A 14,072-nucleotide genomic window follows, 5' to 3' on the forward strand; every position below is an offset into this window, starting at 1 on the left:
TTATTTAGCAAGTCCGTTTTGGAATGCGTAGACGACGGCTTGTGTACGATCTTGAACTTCTAGCTTTGCTAAAATATTACTAACATGTGTTTTCACAGTTTTTAGGGCAATATATAGCTCATCAGCAATTTCCTGATTGGCTTTACCCTGGGCCATTAGCAATAATACTTCCATTTCACGTTCAGTCAATTGTTCGTATAGTGGTGTACTATTGCCGTGGCGCATGCGGTGCATCATTTTGGAAGTGACCTCTGGCTCTAATACCGTTTCGCCACCCATCGTTTTACGAATAGCATCTGCAATCTGTTTCGCATTAGATGTTTTCAAAATATAGCTTACCGCGCCAGCCTCTAAGGCAGGGTAGACTTTATCATCATCTAAAAAACTAGTCACCATCATGATTTTTGCCTCAGGCCATGCTGCTAATATTTCCACTGTTGCCTCTGCCCCTGTCATAACAGGCATCACATTATCCATTAAAATAATATCTGGCCTTAGCGCTAGGGCACGTTCCACAGCCTCTTTACCGTTCTCAGCCTCACCTACAACCGTAATATCTGGCTGTGCTGAAAGATAGGCTGACACACCAATCCGTACCATTTCATGATCATCCACTATGAGCACTTGTATCATCGACATTGACCTCCTCCTTTTGTAAAGGAATTTTAACCTCTACAATTGTTCCTTCACCAGGCACTGATACAATTTTATAGGTGCAGCCAATTTCAACTGCTCGTTCAGCTATATTTTGTAAACCATACGATGTGGATTTATCTTCCTCTACATCAAAGCCTAAACCATTATCTTGAATTCGTAAAATAGCTAAGTCGTCTCGTGCCACAAGAAGTAATTCCACCTCACTTGCTTTGGCATGACGCAGTGTATTGGAGAGTGCCTCCTGTGCAATACGAAATAAATGATCTTCCTCTGCTTTAGTTAAGGCCATTTCTTCTAATTCATATTCTATATGGAAATAAACTTTTTGCTGAAGCTCAATAATCAATTCCTCTAAGCCTTGTGCCAATGTTTTATTGTGTAAAGCTACAGGTCGTAAGTGTAGCAGTAATGCACGCATTTCTAGCTGTGCCTGTTGAACGATTTTCTCTACCTGTTTTAAGCTAGTAGCATGTTCGTCATTTTCAGTTAATGCGGAGAGTAACATAGAGGCAGCAAATAGTTGCTGTGACACAGAATCATGGAGTTCTCTAGCTAGTCGTTGGCGTTCAGCAATAATACGCTCCTGAATAATTTTATCATTGGCCTCAGCCCGTTCATTGGACAAACGCTGTAAACTTTTACGTTGCGTATCAATTAATTCACTCGTTTGGACAAGTGCCTTTTTTAACGATTTCGGAAGAGCTTGTTTTTTAGGAAAAACAAAATCAGGCTCGATCAGTTGTTTCACTATTCGTGTTGCCTGCGCTTCTCGTGCCCTTGCAGTCATACTGATCCAGCTAGCAAACAGGAAGCTAAGTATAAACAGGCTAACTATGATGATGCCACCTAGAGGGATATTATCGTAATTCTGCTGCCATAAGGGCTCCCATGTTTTTTCATCAGGATTGCCCCATAGTGCAACAAGAAGACCGAAAACAGCACTCATTAAAATAAAAAATAATGTAAATAATCTTGAGATAAAGGCAATCATTTTCGTAGCACCTCCAAATCTCCAAGCCAGGTTGCGACATGAATAATCAGTACACGTTTAGCATCCTCAGGGTTGCCGTCGGAGAAAGTAATACTTTCATTTAATATACGTTGTGGCCCTACGTGTAAGCAGGAGAGCTCACCAAATAACGTCGTATACTGTAAACGGAATGGAATTTCATAAGGAATATAAATTTGAACTTTACCGATACCTTGTCGAATTGTAATAAGACTAGTACCAGCTGGTAAAATCGTTTGCGTTGTATCGATGGTAATATCTCCTGCAAGGCGCTGAATTTGTACATCTTGCCATTTATATGCTTCTGTAGGCGCTGGCATTGTGCCAATTAGGTCATTTTTAATTGCAGGAAGCTTTTCAAAAAGCTCTGCCCCAACTACTTTTGGCTCGTTTTCTCTTTGCAAGTATTGATAGAGCATATATAAGAGCATGATGACGATAAATAAACGTAAGCTCCACATCGTGAACAAAGCAATGGCAATAAAGAAAATTCCTGTCCATTTAAAAAATCGAACTTTTTTAGAAAAACTTAAATAAAGAAGTACAGCCCCAATCAATAAACAGAAGGCGCCACCATTATTAAAAATAGTTAGCTCCACAAAGACGAGTAAAAAGAAGCAAAGTACCCAAAATGTGAGCTTATTTGTTGTGAAATTTTGCAAGAGGGTCACCCTTCCTTCTACTAATAGTATAAGAGAGGGAATGGGACCCTCTATTCTTAAACGTGAAAGAATGCGCCCTTTAATGTTGGCGCATTGCTTTCATTATACCATGTTATTTATTTTCAATTAGCAGTGGTGAGCTTTCTTCTACTGCTTTTTTTTCTAATTCTGCCAGTCTTGCCTCAAAAGTTGTAAGCTCATGGTCTTTATCGATTTGATAAGCTAATTTATCGATATATGCTTCTAAATCTTCAAAGTTTGTTTTATTATTTTTGGCAATCATTCCATCCATTTGATGATGGGCACGAGTTACATTTTCTTTTCCCATCAGCTGTAATTGACGCACTTTCATATCTTTAATTTTATGCTTCATTGTTTCAAATTTACGCTCAAGCTCGAAGTATTCACGAGTACTTGCTTCAATGCTCGCTTGTAATGTAAGGTTACGAGCTGAATAAGCTGTTACTTCATCCGTAGCGAAATCAATTAAGTCCTGCTCTCCGCTAGATTTTGCTAATGCCAATTGAGATTCACGTTTCGCTAGTAAATCTGCGTTCTCTTTATATTCTTGCTCTAGCTTTTCTTTTAATTGCCCTTGTCGCTCTAATAATTTGCCTGTTTGTTCCGTTTGCTTTTCTGCTTCACGAATGTATTGATTTAACATCGCAATCGGATTTTTTTGTTCCTTCTTATCAAATAAGTGGTGTAAGTCTGCCTCTACTGTATATCTAAAACGTTGAAATAAGTTCATTTAAATTCGCTCCTTTTATTTTGTTAAGTTTGACCATTCTTTTTCAAAGTTTGTAAACGGATCTTCTTCTTTTTTCCCTTCGATTGTTGGGATTTTTACATCTTCGCCATTCCATTTTTTATAGATAACATAGATAATGGCGATTGCTGCAAGACCAACCATTGCTGGAATGTTAGATATTGCTGATAGGACACCGATTAGACCAACTGTAAACCAGAAGATTTTACCGAATGTTGACTTACTAGCAATGTAGAAGTGCATGCCCAGTGCTACAAATAGTCCAGAGAATAATAACCCTGCCAGTGGTCCAATTAACGCTAGTGCAACACATGCAGCAATGACGCCTCCAGTTAATAAAAGAAATTTTTTCATTTGTTTTAGCTCCTTTCGTTTGTACCTTTATGTTACCTATTTACAAGATTGTCTAAAACGGACTCGAAATTGATTTTGAACTAGGTCTTGAGGCTGAGATCCATCTAAGCAGCCAAAATAGAAGGTTTTTGGCCGTGTTTAATAAGACATTTTCTTGTTTTTGGAAAAATGTTAATTATTTTTGGTTGGAAATACCATTTGTCATAAAGTCATTTATAGACCCGAAACTAGAATTTTTTCGACAAAAATAGAAGAGAGATCCCTCCCTCGTTTGACAAATAAACAAGATTGAATGAGCTATACTTATGAAAAAGAAACTGAGCGAAGGAGGATTTCTGGTGAGAACCTATTCTATATATAAGATAAAAGAAGAGCATTTAACGTTTATTTTTGGCAGAGAGCGTAAGTTGTTAGAGATGATGCAAGGTTGTGAAGATGCCAATGAGAAATCCTTAAAAGAGCTTGCATATATATGTGAATCCGTTCGTTTTGAGGAGATTGCAGCCATGTTAGAGCATCAACTTGATTCCAAATATGCACACCTAGAAAGAGCTCGTAATGCTTTGTTTTTAGAACATCCGATAAAAGGTAAAATGGCTATTTATTTAGTAGATCGTAAAATTTGTGTTTATTGTGAAGGTTCGCGAATGCTAGATTTAGATTTATTTCAAATGCTTGCTAAAATGAGTGAACGTTTTATTGCTTTTAATAAACAGGATAATGAGTGTGGGTGGTTAAAGCCGATGAAGTATACAATGCACTAGGAAAATTCACTACAATATATAGTAACACGCTATTATTTGGTGTATAATGGAGCGTGGAGAGTTTTTTCTCGGTATATTGTAGTGGAGGAGGTTGGTTGTATGCCTACATGGGGCTGGATTATTATCGTAATTATCGCATTAGCAGCGGGCGCAGCACTTGGTTTCTATTTCGCTCGTCAAGCTATGATGAAATATTTGAAAGAAAACCCACCTATTAATGAGCAAATGATTCGTATGATGATGGCGCAAATGGGTCGTACGCCGTCTGAAAAGCAAGTACGTCAAATGATGGCGCAAATGAATAAATTCCAGAAGTAATTTGGAATGTTCAGAGCAACTAGTTCAAGCTTAACTAGTTGTTTTTTTATTTTTGATAGTATTTAAATAATTCTTAAAAATCATACAACTCTATCGGGAAACTATGTATAATGGAGTTACTATACGGAAGGGAGTTGTGTATTTTGCAAAAAGAAAAAACAAATGTAGAAAGTTTTGATCTAGATCATACAAAAGTGAAGGCACCTTATGTTCGTTTAGCAGGTGTGAAAACGGGCAAAAATGGCGATGAAGTATATAAATACGATATTCGCTTTAAACAGCCAAATAAGGAGCATATGGAAATGCCTGCATTACATTCTTTAGAGCATTTATCTGCTGACATTATCCGTAATTACTCTGATCATATTGTTGATTTCAGTCCAATGGGTTGTCAAACAGGCTTCTATGTATCATTGATCAATCATAATGATTATGAGGATTTATTAACTATTTTAGAGAACACATTTACAGATGTGACAAAGGCAACCGCAGTGCCTGCCTGCAATGAAGTGCAATGTGGCTGGGCTGCTAGCCATAGTTTAGAAGGGGCTCAAGCATTAGCGAAAGAGTTTTTAGCGAAACGTGATGAATGGCATATTATTTTTGAAGATTAAATAAAATAAAAACCTTGCGAGTCAAATGACGCAAGGTTTTTCATTGCCCTAAAAATGGAATGGAATGACATTCGAAGAAGAAGAATCCCGATTGATTTTTTGATAAATAAAATTGTCTAGAAAATCATGAATTAAATCCTCATATTCATCCATATTTTCATTAAAGGATTGTGCATGTGCCCCCGTATCAAAGAGTTTTAATTTTTTTGGACCGGTTTTTTTATTGTAGAGATCGAGTGACATGGAAGCTGGAATAAACGTATCAGGAATACTATGGATAAAGAGCACAGGTTTTTCAATATGTGTGACGGCTTCGGCAGGTGTTACACTTTTAAATGAGTAACCATCTCTGAGGCGAACAAAAAAGTCAGCAAAACGAATAGGAATAATGGAGCCATATTTAAATTCAGTTTTTGCAATTTGTTTGAGCAACATAGAAAAGTCAGAGAACGCACAATCTGAGATATAAAAATCAGCGCCATCCTCGACTGTTCCTGCATAGAGGAGCATGGTTGCTGCACCCATCGATTCACCGTGAATGCCAAGTATAGCATCCTCTCCAATCATGGCTTTTACTGTTTTCACCACAGCATCAAGATCGTTTTTCTCATAGTAGCCATAGCTTGTTGTCTTGCCTCCAGATTCACCATGGCGGCGGTGGTCAAATATAACGGAATTATAGCCAAGTCTTTCAAAAAGGCGAGCATATTTCACGGAATTTATTTTATTTTCGGTAACACCGTGGCAAATGATGATCGTGTTATTTGTTTGCAATGGCTGAAACATAATGCCTCGAATTGTATAGCCATTTGGAGAATCAATATTTAGTTCACATTTCAAGTTTTTATTGTACCAAGCCTCATCAAAGCGCTTTGCGGTCGTTTCTCGTTCCCGTATAAATTCAGGGTCTTTTTGTTGGATATACATTAATTTATTGGAAAGCGCGAAGCCGAACAGACCTGTTGCAGCGGCGGCTAGCGTTGTTGTAATACCAGAGAATAAAAGCATCTTCTTTTTCATCATAAAACACCTCCACATGCTGTTTCTTATTTGTAATGTTCCCAACTAAGATTGTTTAAAACACGTCAACATTTTACAATATCTTTGGCAAAACTGCGATTATTTCTATTATCGAAAATCGTCAAAATATTTGTTAAAATATACATATCTGCTAGTAGCATATGCATGCAGTGTTGATTCTTGAACGGGGAAAAGGGGAGAATGATTATGACAAACGAGGTAGTAATCGTGAGTGCGGTGCGTACAGCAATCGGCTCATTTCAGGGGACATTAAAAGACGTACCAGCGACAACGTTAGGTAGCATTGTCATTAAAGAGGCATTAGTGCGTGCTGGCGTAGCAGGAGAACAGGTCGATGAGGTCATTATGGGGAATGTTTTATCGGCTGGGCTTGGACAAAATCCAGCGCGTCAAGCGGCAATTAAAGCGGGGTTACCTCAAGAGGTATCAGCTTTAACAATTAATAAAGTATGTGGATCAGGTTTAAAGGCTGTTCATTTAGCAACACAGGCGATTTTAGCGGGAGATGCAGAGATTGTTGTTGCAGGTGGATTTGAAAATATGAGCCAGGCTCCATACGTATTAAAAAATGCTCGTGAAGGCTTCCGAATGGGCGACCAAAAGGTAGTAGATACAATGATTCATGATGGCCTATGGTGTGCTTTTAACGATTATCATATGGGCATTACAGCTGAAAATTTATGTGATATGTATCAAATTTCTCGAGAAGAGCAGGATGCTTTTGCAGCTCGTTCTCAGCAACGCGCAGAGGAAGCGATTGCAGCTGGCAAGTTTGAAAATGAAATCGTTGCTGTCGAGATTCCACAGCGTAAGGGAGAGCCACTTCTTTTCAATAAAGATGAATTTCCACGAGCAGGTGTGACAGCGGAATCCTTAGGTAAGCTACGACCAGCATTTAAAAAGGATGGCTCTGTCACAGCAGCGAACGCGTCTGGTATAAATGATGGTGCGGCAGCGGTAGTGGTGATGTCTAAGGAAAAAGCACAAGAGCTAGGCATTCAACCAATGGCGATCATTACAGCGAATGCTAGTGCTGGTGTAGATCCTGCAATTATGGGGACAGGTCCTGTAAAAGCAGTACAAAAAGCGCTGACAAAGGCTGATATTACTTTAAACGATATCGATTTAATTGAAGCAAATGAAGCATTTGCAGCACAATCAATTGCTGTAGATCGTGAATTAAGCTTTAATCATGATAAACTAAATGTTAACGGGGGTGCTATTGCTCTTGGTCATCCAATCGGTGCAAGTGGTGCTCGGATTTTGGTAACGCTATTACATGAGATGGAAAAGCGTGATGTGAAAACGGGCTTAGCCACATTATGTATCGGTGGTGGACAAGGCGTAGCAACAGTTGTGAAGCGCCCTTGATGTCAATAAGAAGGTGAATAGAAATGGGAAAGAAACGAAAACAGCAACAGCATACTGACAATAGCGTAACAGCTAGTCTACCTAAGCAAGAGGCCGTCACATTAGCAGATCAGCTAGGTGGCGATGTGCTAGCAAAATTAAAAGCAGCGAAGCAAGATTTAACTGCTAAAGAGCAGGCGGCAGAAGAAGAGCGTCAGGCTAAACTAGCTTTTGAACGTAAACAACGAGAAAAAAACAAATCGTTTGAAGAACTTTTAAACGAATACGGCGATAAAGGTACTAAATATTAAGAGAGAACAGTGAATTCACATAAGTGGGTTCACTGTTTTGTATTTTACAGCATAAAATTTATATGGCTGTGGTCGATATAGAGGGAGAGGTTTTTGAATTTAAACGAACAGGAGACGCTGCCAATAACATATACCTAATTGTAGTTTAGTATCGATTAAATTATGTTAGGAGAACAACATGGTAGAATTACAGACAGAAAGAATAAGATTAATTCCTTTAAACGCTAAGTATCTAAATTTACTAATAGAGCATGAGGAACAAATGGCGGAGGAGTTGCTCTTAAGAAAAGGTGAAGGGAGTTTAGATAACGAGCTTAAACAAGCATTGTATTTTAGACTTTCCAAAGTATTGGAAGATGAGCAAAACTATTTATGGCATACAAATTGGTTACTTGTATTAAAAGAAAAAAATTGTGCTATTGGTGGCATAATGCTAAAAGGAATACCAAGTGAGCAAGAGGAAGTTGTGATCGGGTATTATACTTTGCCTCCTTATATGGGGCAGGGCTATATGACAGAATCAATCATAGCTCTTAAAAACTGGTTACTTCATCAGCCAAATGTAAAATACGTTATTGCAGATACCGAAACAGATAATATGGCTTCCCATCGAGTTTTAGAAAAAGCAGGGGCTGACTTGTATAAAGTAACGAAGTCCCTCTATTTTTGGCGGTTTCAACTTTAAAATAAAAGACAAAAGGCTATAATTGTGCCTTTTGTCTTTTATTTTTGAGTATTTTTCTTACTGCAACAACGAGACTAACAAAAACAATGGCTCCAGCTGTGTCGACAAGCACATCTTGGGCACTCATTGTACGACCTGGCGTAAAGCTTTGACGAAATTCATCAAGCACCGCGATTGTAGCCGTTCCACCGATAGCAATACCTGCTGCAAAACGTCTTTTTCCCCAGGCGAAGTAAAGGCCAAGTGCGATGCATCCAAATCCCATGAAGTGTGTCAATTTACGAATTAAAAACTCTACAAATGGAAAATAACCTCGTTCTTCCACTGAAACGATGGTTCCCCAATAGGGAATTTTTAAAATAGAAAGTTGTTTTTCCAAAGGTTTATTGGCAAGCAAATCTTCTAATTCTGGTAGAATACTCTGTTGTTCATAGGTCATACTAGAGGAAATTACTAGTACAACTAGACAAATGATAAAAATTAGCCATTTTTTCATCGATGTTCTTGATAGTTCTCATTTTTTGTTAGCTCATTAGCTACCTTGAAATCTGTTATTGAATTAATTTTCTCGTAGGAAGCAAGCGTTTGTGCTAGTTGTTGTTGTGAGCTTGCGCCAATGACCGTAGAAGCGATTGTCGGCTCTTTCAGATTAAAAGCGATAGCCAAAGCATGCAAATCATCATAGTGTGAGGCTAGGTCTGTTAACGTTGTTGTTAACTCCTCAGCAGTATAGGTGTTAAAACCATTAACATGTTGTAGACGTTGTTGCCAGCTATTCGTTAATAAGCCCTTTGCCACTGTGCCACGTGTTACAACAGATGCACCTTGATTCGCAATAAAATCAAACCATTCTTCAGGGCGGCGATCGAGAGCACTGTATTGCATCATAACGCTTTTAGCTGAGCTTGCAGGTAAAAATTGCTGCAATACATTAGGGCGAATTGAGGATATACCGTATTCACGAATGAGCCCTTCTTTTTTAAGCCCTTCAAATGTGTCAATTATCCCATCCCAATTATCTTCGATTGTGCCACCGTGTAATTGGTATACATCAATATAGTCCGTTCCTAAACGTCGTAAGCTAGCATGGACAGCTTCTTTTATATAGGATGGTGATGCATCCCAATGCCAGCCATCTACCCCTTTTGCCCACCGATTACCTACCTTTGTTGCTAGGATGATATCATGACGACGCTTACCTAACGTTGCGCCAATAATCTCTTCATTTGCACCATAATCATATAAATCAGCTGTATCTATATAGTTAATGCCAGCATCTAATGCCATATCGACAATGGTAGCTGCTTGTGTTTTATCTGTCGAAAGAGACATGCCTCCTAAACTAATCTCTGAAATAAACAATTCACTTGTACCAAGCTGTCTTTTTTTCATACGAATGACCTCCTTCGATTTCTCTACTTGTAATGGTACAATGAACATATCTGAAGAACAAGCGAGGTTATCGTCAATGAAAAAGTTCGAGGAAAAAACAACGAAAACGACACCGATCTATGACGGAAGAATAATAAAATTACAAATTGATGATGTCACTTTACCAAATGGACAGGTTGCAAAACGTGAAATAATTAAGCATCCAGGTGCCGTAGCAGTGATTGCTGTTACGGACGAGGGTAAACTAGTGTTAGTAGAACAATATCGCAAAGCGCTGGAGCGTTCTATTATTGAAATACCGGCTGGAAAGCTTGAGCCAGGTGAGGAGCCAGTAGTGACAGCACGCCGAGAATTAGAAGAAGAGACAGGCTATGGCGCGCATCAACTTACTTTTTTACAAACATTTGCAACATCACCAGGCTTTGCGGATGAAGTTATTCATTTGTTTGTGGCGAAGGGATTATATACAATAGATAATAAAGCAGATTTAGATGAGGATGAATTTGTCGAACTATTAGAAGTTTCGTTGGAAGAAGCACAAGTAATGGTGGCTGACCAACGTATATATGATGCTAAAACAGCATTTGCAGTACTATGGCTAGCTGCAAATTTAGAAAATAATCTTTTAGCATAATAGAGACGGACGAGCATAAGCTGTACAAACCTTGATAGAAAAGGAGCATGTTTATGTCTCGTACGGTGTCTATTTTTTATCACGCTTCCATCATTGCAGTAAGTTTTGTTTGTGGCGTTATTTTCTTTCATATTATTGGTGGACCGAAAGCGGAACCCTTTATATTATTTATAGAGCCTCGTTTAGCAGATGGGGACAGGCAATCCATTTTTCGTTTAGTACTGCCTGTTGCTATTTCCATAGGTCTTATATTATTACTAGCAACTCATAGCGTCTTAAAGGTGTTAGTGCGTGTGACTGTAGCCATGCGTGCCACTTTTTTTGGCTTTAGTTCGGTTTTTTTATTACAAAAACTTGAAGCTTTTTGGCTTTATACGATTTGGTGGTTTCCATTTCAGCTTATCTATTGTATATTGTTGCTAGTCCTATGCAATTTACTTGTACCTGCTTGGTCAAAGCGAAAAATCGGGAAACAAGTATCTGGTCGGACAATTTTGTTGAATTTTATCTCATTTTTCATCATAATAGTTGCTGAGTTTATTGTTATTTCTTATGTGTTAAAATGATGGATTGAATGGACCAAAATTGTGATCAGATAAAAAAGTAGAAGCATGTTAGAAATCTATTCACTATCTTGTAATAGGATTTACTCCTTTGGTATAATGGAAAGAGTTTAGGGGGGCGTCACATGGAGAGCCGAATTGATCGTATAAAAAAACAGTTGCATAGTGCTAGTTACAAGCTGACGCCGCAGCGAGAAGCAACAGTTGCTGTTTTGCTTGAGCACGAAGAGGATCACTTAAGTGCTGAAGATGTTTATCTTTTAGTAAAAGAAAAAGCACCTGAGATTGGTCTAGCGACTGTTTATAGAACGTTAGAATTATTAACTGAGCTCAAAATTGTCGACAAAATCAACTTTGGCGATGGCGTATCGCGCTATGATTTACGCCAAGAGGGAGCTGCCCATTTCCACCATCATCTTGTTTGTATCGAATGTGGTGCTGTTGATGAAATTCAAGAAGATTTGCTTGAAGATGTGGAAGCCGTTGTTGAAAAACGTTGGAACTTTATCATAAAAGATCACCGACTAACTTTCCACGGCATATGCTGGCGCTGTCATGATAAAAACGACGAATCGAATGAAGAAAATTAACAAAAAGCTGTCTGTTTTAATCTTTGGTATAGATTGAATCGGACAGTTTTTTGTTTTTTTATTGGAGTATAGAACGCCATAATAGTTGGTGGTTTATGTCGAATGGAGGGGCTTTTAGCACATTTCTTAAGGCCATGCTAAAATAGAGAATAATTGACAGTGAGGGGGCGTTGTGATGAATGAATTTCAATATGCAGTAGAGGACTATATCCATTTTATTCAAGTGGAAAGGCAGTTATCTGTTAATACATTAGCATCCTATCGCCGAGATTTAGAAAGCTATGTGCATTTTTTAAAGGAAGTAGAAGGTATGTCTGATTTTAGTGTGGTGGAACGGACAACTATATTACGCCATTTAGAGCAATTGCGGGCACAGGGGAAGACAAGTCGTACCGTTGCCCGTCATATTTCATCTATTCGGAGTTTCCACCAATTTTTATTACGAGAAAAGCGGGCAGAAACCGATCCGACAGTCCATTTGGAAATGCCGACAATTGAGCAAAAGTTGCCTAATATCTTATCGATCGAAGAGATTGAAGCTTTACTAACAGCTCCGAATCGAAGTAAGCCACAAGGTATACGTGATCTTGCTATGCTAGAGTTATTATATGGATCTGGTATGCGCATCAGTGAACTTATTGCACTGGATTTAGCTGATATTCATTTAACTATGGGCTTTGTACGTGTATTTGGGAAGGGTGGCAAGGAGCGAATCATACCACTCGGCAAAAGCGCACTTTCGGCAATAAATGCCTATTTAAATGGTGCTCGGGGTCAATTACAGGGAAAGTACCCCAAAACAGATGCGTTTTTTATTAATCAAAGAGGGAAACGTTTAACAAGGCAGGGTTGTTGGAAATTAATGAAGGAGCATGCCTTAAAGGCAGGCATCCAACATGAATTAACACCACATACATTGCGTCATTCCTTTGCCACTCATTTGGTTGAAAATGGAGCTGATTTACGAGCGGTACAGGAGATGCTTGGTCATGCAGATATATCTACTACGCAGATTTATACACATATTAGCAAAACAAGATTATCTGAGGTTTATAAGCAATTCCATCCACGTGCTTAAAAGTTAATAGGAAAAAATTATATTTCAGTCGGATGTCTGACCTTTATTTTTCGCATTTTTTTGGTAAAATAGAGTCATGAGATTAGGAGGCAACCATTATGAATAAACCATTTAACAAAATCCATGTTGTTGTCATGGATTCCGTAGGTATTGGTGAAGCGCCAGACGCTGCAAATTTTGGGGATGTTGGCGCACATACACTAGGACATATCGCTGAAAAAATGAATGGGCTTACAATGCCAGTAATGGAGTCATTTGGTTTAGCGAATATTGAACCATTGCATGGGATGCATGCAACTACTGACCCAAAAGCATACTACGGTAAAATGCAAGAAGCATCAGTTGGTAAAGATACGATGACAGGCCATTGGGAAATCATGGGACTAAATATTGATAAACCATTTAAAGTGTATCCAGATGGGTTTCCAGCGGAGCTAATTGATGAGCTAGAGAAACGTACAGGTCGTAAAGTGCTATGCAATCAACCAGCAAGTGGTACCCAAGTAATTGAAGACTTCGGGAAGGAGCATATGGAAACAGGTGCGATTATTGTCTATACATCAGCCGATCCTGTTTTACAAATTGCTGCTCATGAGGAAATCATCCCACTAGAAGAGCTATATAAAATTTGCGAAATTGCTCGTGAATTAACATTACAGCCTGAATATTTAGTAGGTCGCGTCATCGCTCGACCATTTGTGGGGACACCTGGAAACTTTACTCGTACATCCAATCGTCATGATTATGCGTTAAAGCCATTTGGTCGAACAACGATGAATGTTTTGAAGGATGCGGGATTAGATGTCATTGCTATTGGAAAAATCTCGGATATTTTCAATGGTGAAGGTGTGACAGATTCTGTACGTACAAAAAATAATAGAGATGGTATGGATCAATTTGCAGAAGTTGTACGTCGTGACTTCCACGGTCTGAGCTTCTTAAATTTAGTGGACTTTGACGCCAATTTCGGCCATCGTCGTGATCCACTAGGCTATGGACAGGCATTACAGGAATTTGATGCACGTCTACCAGAAATTCTAGAGGCAATGTCAGAGGACGATTTATTAATTATTACAGCAGATCATGGCAATGATCCAACCTTCCCAGGGACAGATCATACACGTGAATATGTACCACTAATTGTCTATTCACCACGTTTCAAAGGTGGGGCGGAACTTCCGCTACGTGAAACTTTTGCTGATATTGCAGCAACGGTTGCAGAAAACTTTCATGTAGAAGCACCACCATTCGGTAAAAGTTTCTTACATGATTTGAAATAAG

The 14,072-nt window shown here is 38.7% G+C and carries 19 protein-coding genes; 11 read left to right on the forward strand and 8 right to left on the reverse strand.

Annotated elements, in window-relative coordinates; genetic code table 11:
- The 5 genes from PSR12_RS06140 to PSR12_RS06160 form a co-directional block, all read right to left on the reverse strand.
- Positions 1-633, reverse strand: coding sequence for a response regulator transcription factor (locus tag PSR12_RS06140; protein ID WP_009370700.1), 633 nt, complete (start codon positions 631-633; stop codon positions 1-3).
- Positions 608-1,648, reverse strand: a complete 1,041-nt coding sequence (locus PSR12_RS06145; protein ID WP_016992954.1) for a sensor histidine kinase — start codon at positions 1,646-1,648, stop codon at positions 608-610. The genes PSR12_RS06140 and PSR12_RS06145 overlap by 26 nt, the downstream gene beginning before the upstream one ends.
- Entirely contained in the window at positions 1,645-2,328 is a 684-nt protein-coding gene (gene liaF / locus PSR12_RS06150; RefSeq protein ID WP_258859475.1) for a cell wall-active antibiotics response protein LiaF, read from the reverse strand. The genes PSR12_RS06145 and liaF overlap by 4 nt, the downstream gene beginning before the upstream one ends.
- 112 nt (positions 2,329-2,440) lie before the next feature.
- Positions 2,441-3,079: a PspA/IM30 family protein gene (locus PSR12_RS06155; RefSeq protein ID WP_036080180.1), complete on the reverse strand. Its 639-nt coding sequence runs from the start codon at positions 3,077-3,079 to the stop codon at positions 2,441-2,443.
- Between the two features lie 15 nt (positions 3,080-3,094).
- Complete coding sequence (locus PSR12_RS06160; RefSeq protein ID WP_036080176.1) at positions 3,095-3,451, reverse strand: lmo0954 family membrane protein; 357 nt, start codon at positions 3,449-3,451, stop codon at positions 3,095-3,097.
- A 338-nt stretch (positions 3,452-3,789) separates the two neighbouring features.
- On the opposite strand from PSR12_RS06160, the gene sirA reads away from it, so the two are divergent.
- From sirA to PSR12_RS06175, 3 genes are all read left to right on the forward strand, one after another.
- Positions 3,790-4,215 carry a sporulation inhibitor of replication protein SirA gene (sirA, locus tag PSR12_RS06165; RefSeq protein WP_004232148.1) on the forward strand — a complete coding sequence of 142 codons (426 nt, stop codon included), beginning with the start codon at positions 3,790-3,792 and terminating at the stop codon, positions 4,213-4,215.
- Positions 4,216-4,314: 99 nt separating this feature from the next.
- The gene (locus PSR12_RS06170) at positions 4,315-4,533 is read left to right on the forward strand and encodes a YneF family protein (RefSeq protein ID WP_004232154.1); all 219 of its coding nucleotides are present in this window, start codon (positions 4,315-4,317) and stop codon (positions 4,531-4,533) included.
- Between the two features lie 110 nt (positions 4,534-4,643).
- Positions 4,644-5,147, forward strand: a complete 504-nt coding sequence (locus PSR12_RS06175; RefSeq protein WP_052125412.1) for an S-ribosylhomocysteine lyase — start codon at positions 4,644-4,646, stop codon at positions 5,145-5,147.
- Positions 5,148-5,195: 48 nt separating this feature from the next.
- On the opposite strand, the gene PSR12_RS06180 is transcribed toward PSR12_RS06175, so the two are convergent.
- On the reverse strand, positions 5,196-6,167 hold the full coding sequence (locus tag PSR12_RS06180; protein WP_036080551.1) for an alpha/beta hydrolase: 972 nt from the start codon (positions 6,165-6,167) through the stop codon (positions 5,196-5,198).
- A gap of 207 nt (positions 6,168-6,374) precedes the next feature.
- Between PSR12_RS06180 and PSR12_RS06185 the strand changes: the two genes are divergently transcribed.
- From PSR12_RS06185 to PSR12_RS06195, 3 genes are all read left to right on the forward strand, one after another.
- Entirely contained in the window at positions 6,375-7,559 is a 1,185-nt protein-coding gene (locus tag PSR12_RS06185; RefSeq protein WP_274772106.1) for an acetyl-CoA C-acetyltransferase, read from the forward strand.
- A 23-nt stretch (positions 7,560-7,582) separates the two neighbouring features.
- Positions 7,583-7,849 (forward strand): YqkE family protein, encoded by a 267-nt coding sequence (locus tag PSR12_RS06190; RefSeq protein ID WP_036080173.1) that lies wholly within the window; start codon positions 7,583-7,585, stop codon positions 7,847-7,849.
- 178 nt (positions 7,850-8,027) lie between these two features.
- Complete coding sequence (locus PSR12_RS06195; RefSeq protein WP_036080170.1) at positions 8,028-8,534, forward strand: GNAT family N-acetyltransferase; 507 nt, start codon at positions 8,028-8,030, stop codon at positions 8,532-8,534.
- 16 nt (positions 8,535-8,550) lie between these two features.
- On the opposite strand, the gene PSR12_RS06200 is transcribed toward PSR12_RS06195, so the two are convergent.
- A complete protein-coding gene (locus PSR12_RS06200; RefSeq protein WP_016992968.1) occupies positions 8,551-9,030 on the reverse strand; it encodes a VanZ family protein in 480 nt (159 codons plus the stop codon).
- Positions 9,027-9,926, reverse strand: a complete 900-nt coding sequence (locus tag PSR12_RS06205; protein ID WP_016992970.1) for an aldo/keto reductase — start codon at positions 9,924-9,926, stop codon at positions 9,027-9,029. The genes PSR12_RS06200 and PSR12_RS06205 overlap by 4 nt, the downstream gene beginning before the upstream one ends.
- A gap of 76 nt (positions 9,927-10,002) precedes the next feature.
- On the opposite strand from PSR12_RS06205, the gene PSR12_RS06210 reads away from it, so the two are divergent.
- The 5 genes from PSR12_RS06210 to deoB all read left to right on the forward strand — a co-directional run bounded on the left by PSR12_RS06210 (position 10,003) and on the right by deoB (position 14,071).
- Entirely contained in the window at positions 10,003-10,560 is a 558-nt protein-coding gene (locus PSR12_RS06210; protein WP_036080167.1) for an NUDIX domain-containing protein, read from the forward strand.
- A gap of 53 nt (positions 10,561-10,613) precedes the next feature.
- A complete protein-coding gene (locus PSR12_RS06215) occupies positions 10,614-11,126 on the forward strand; it encodes a hypothetical protein (RefSeq protein WP_036080164.1) in 513 nt (170 codons plus the stop codon).
- Positions 11,127-11,248: 122 nt separating this feature from the next.
- Positions 11,249-11,713, forward strand: coding sequence for a ferric iron uptake transcriptional regulator (gene fur / locus PSR12_RS06220; protein ID WP_008174639.1), 465 nt, complete (start codon positions 11,249-11,251; stop codon positions 11,711-11,713).
- A gap of 175 nt (positions 11,714-11,888) precedes the next feature.
- A complete protein-coding gene (gene xerD / locus PSR12_RS06225; RefSeq protein WP_016992979.1) occupies positions 11,889-12,791 on the forward strand; it encodes a site-specific tyrosine recombinase XerD in 903 nt (300 codons plus the stop codon).
- A 98-nt stretch (positions 12,792-12,889) separates the two neighbouring features.
- Positions 12,890-14,071 (forward strand): phosphopentomutase, encoded by a 1,182-nt coding sequence (deoB, locus tag PSR12_RS06230; protein ID WP_016992981.1) that lies wholly within the window; start codon positions 12,890-12,892, stop codon positions 14,069-14,071.
- The last annotated feature ends 1 nt before the right edge of the window (position 14,072 follow it).

It is taken from the genome of Lysinibacillus sp. G01H (assembly GCF_028872195.1).
Lineage (GTDB): Bacteria > Bacillota > Bacilli > Bacillales_A > Planococcaceae > Lysinibacillus > Lysinibacillus capsici.

What these genes read in the sequence shown, in the direction of transcription:
- PSR12_RS06215 (WP_036080164.1), top strand. Translation starts at nt 10,614, where the DNA reads ATGTCTCGTACGGTGTCTATTTTTTATCACGCTTCCATCATTGCAGTA.
- PSR12_RS06170 (WP_004232154.1), top strand. Translation starts at nt 4,315, where the DNA reads ATGCCTACATGGGGCTGGATTATTATCGTAATTATCGCATTAGCAGCG.
- PSR12_RS06205 (WP_016992970.1), bottom strand. Translation starts at nt 9,926, where the DNA reads ATGAAAAAAAGACAGCTTGGTACAAGTGAATTGTTTATTTCAGAGATT.
- PSR12_RS06185 (WP_274772106.1), top strand. Translation starts at nt 6,375, where the DNA reads ATGACAAACGAGGTAGTAATCGTGAGTGCGGTGCGTACAGCAATCGGC.
- PSR12_RS06190 (WP_036080173.1), top strand. Translation starts at nt 7,583, where the DNA reads ATGGGAAAGAAACGAAAACAGCAACAGCATACTGACAATAGCGTAACA.
- PSR12_RS06195 (WP_036080170.1), top strand. Translation starts at nt 8,028, where the DNA reads ATGGTAGAATTACAGACAGAAAGAATAAGATTAATTCCTTTAAACGCT.
- PSR12_RS06160 (WP_036080176.1), bottom strand. Translation starts at nt 3,451, where the DNA reads ATGAAAAAATTTCTTTTATTAACTGGAGGCGTCATTGCTGCATGTGTT.
- PSR12_RS06175 (WP_052125412.1), top strand. Translation starts at nt 4,644, where the DNA reads ATGGAGTTACTATACGGAAGGGAGTTGTGTATTTTGCAAAAAGAAAAA.
- PSR12_RS06200 (WP_016992968.1), bottom strand. Translation starts at nt 9,030, where the DNA reads ATGAAAAAATGGCTAATTTTTATCATTTGTCTAGTTGTACTAGTAATT.
- PSR12_RS06180 (WP_036080551.1), bottom strand. Translation starts at nt 6,167, where the DNA reads ATGAAAAAGAAGATGCTTTTATTCTCTGGTATTACAACAACGCTAGCC.
- PSR12_RS06145 (WP_016992954.1), bottom strand. Translation starts at nt 1,648, where the DNA reads ATGATTGCCTTTATCTCAAGATTATTTACATTATTTTTTATTTTAATG.
- PSR12_RS06140 (WP_009370700.1), bottom strand. Translation starts at nt 633, where the DNA reads ATGATACAAGTGCTCATAGTGGATGATCATGAAATGGTACGGATTGGT.
- deoB (WP_016992981.1), top strand. Translation starts at nt 12,890, where the DNA reads ATGAATAAACCATTTAACAAAATCCATGTTGTTGTCATGGATTCCGTA.
- xerD (WP_016992979.1), top strand. Translation starts at nt 11,889, where the DNA reads ATGAATGAATTTCAATATGCAGTAGAGGACTATATCCATTTTATTCAA.
- PSR12_RS06155 (WP_036080180.1), bottom strand. Translation starts at nt 3,079, where the DNA reads ATGAACTTATTTCAACGTTTTAGATATACAGTAGAGGCAGACTTACAC.
- PSR12_RS06210 (WP_036080167.1), top strand. Translation starts at nt 10,003, where the DNA reads ATGAAAAAGTTCGAGGAAAAAACAACGAAAACGACACCGATCTATGAC.
- fur (WP_008174639.1), top strand. Translation starts at nt 11,249, where the DNA reads ATGGAGAGCCGAATTGATCGTATAAAAAAACAGTTGCATAGTGCTAGT.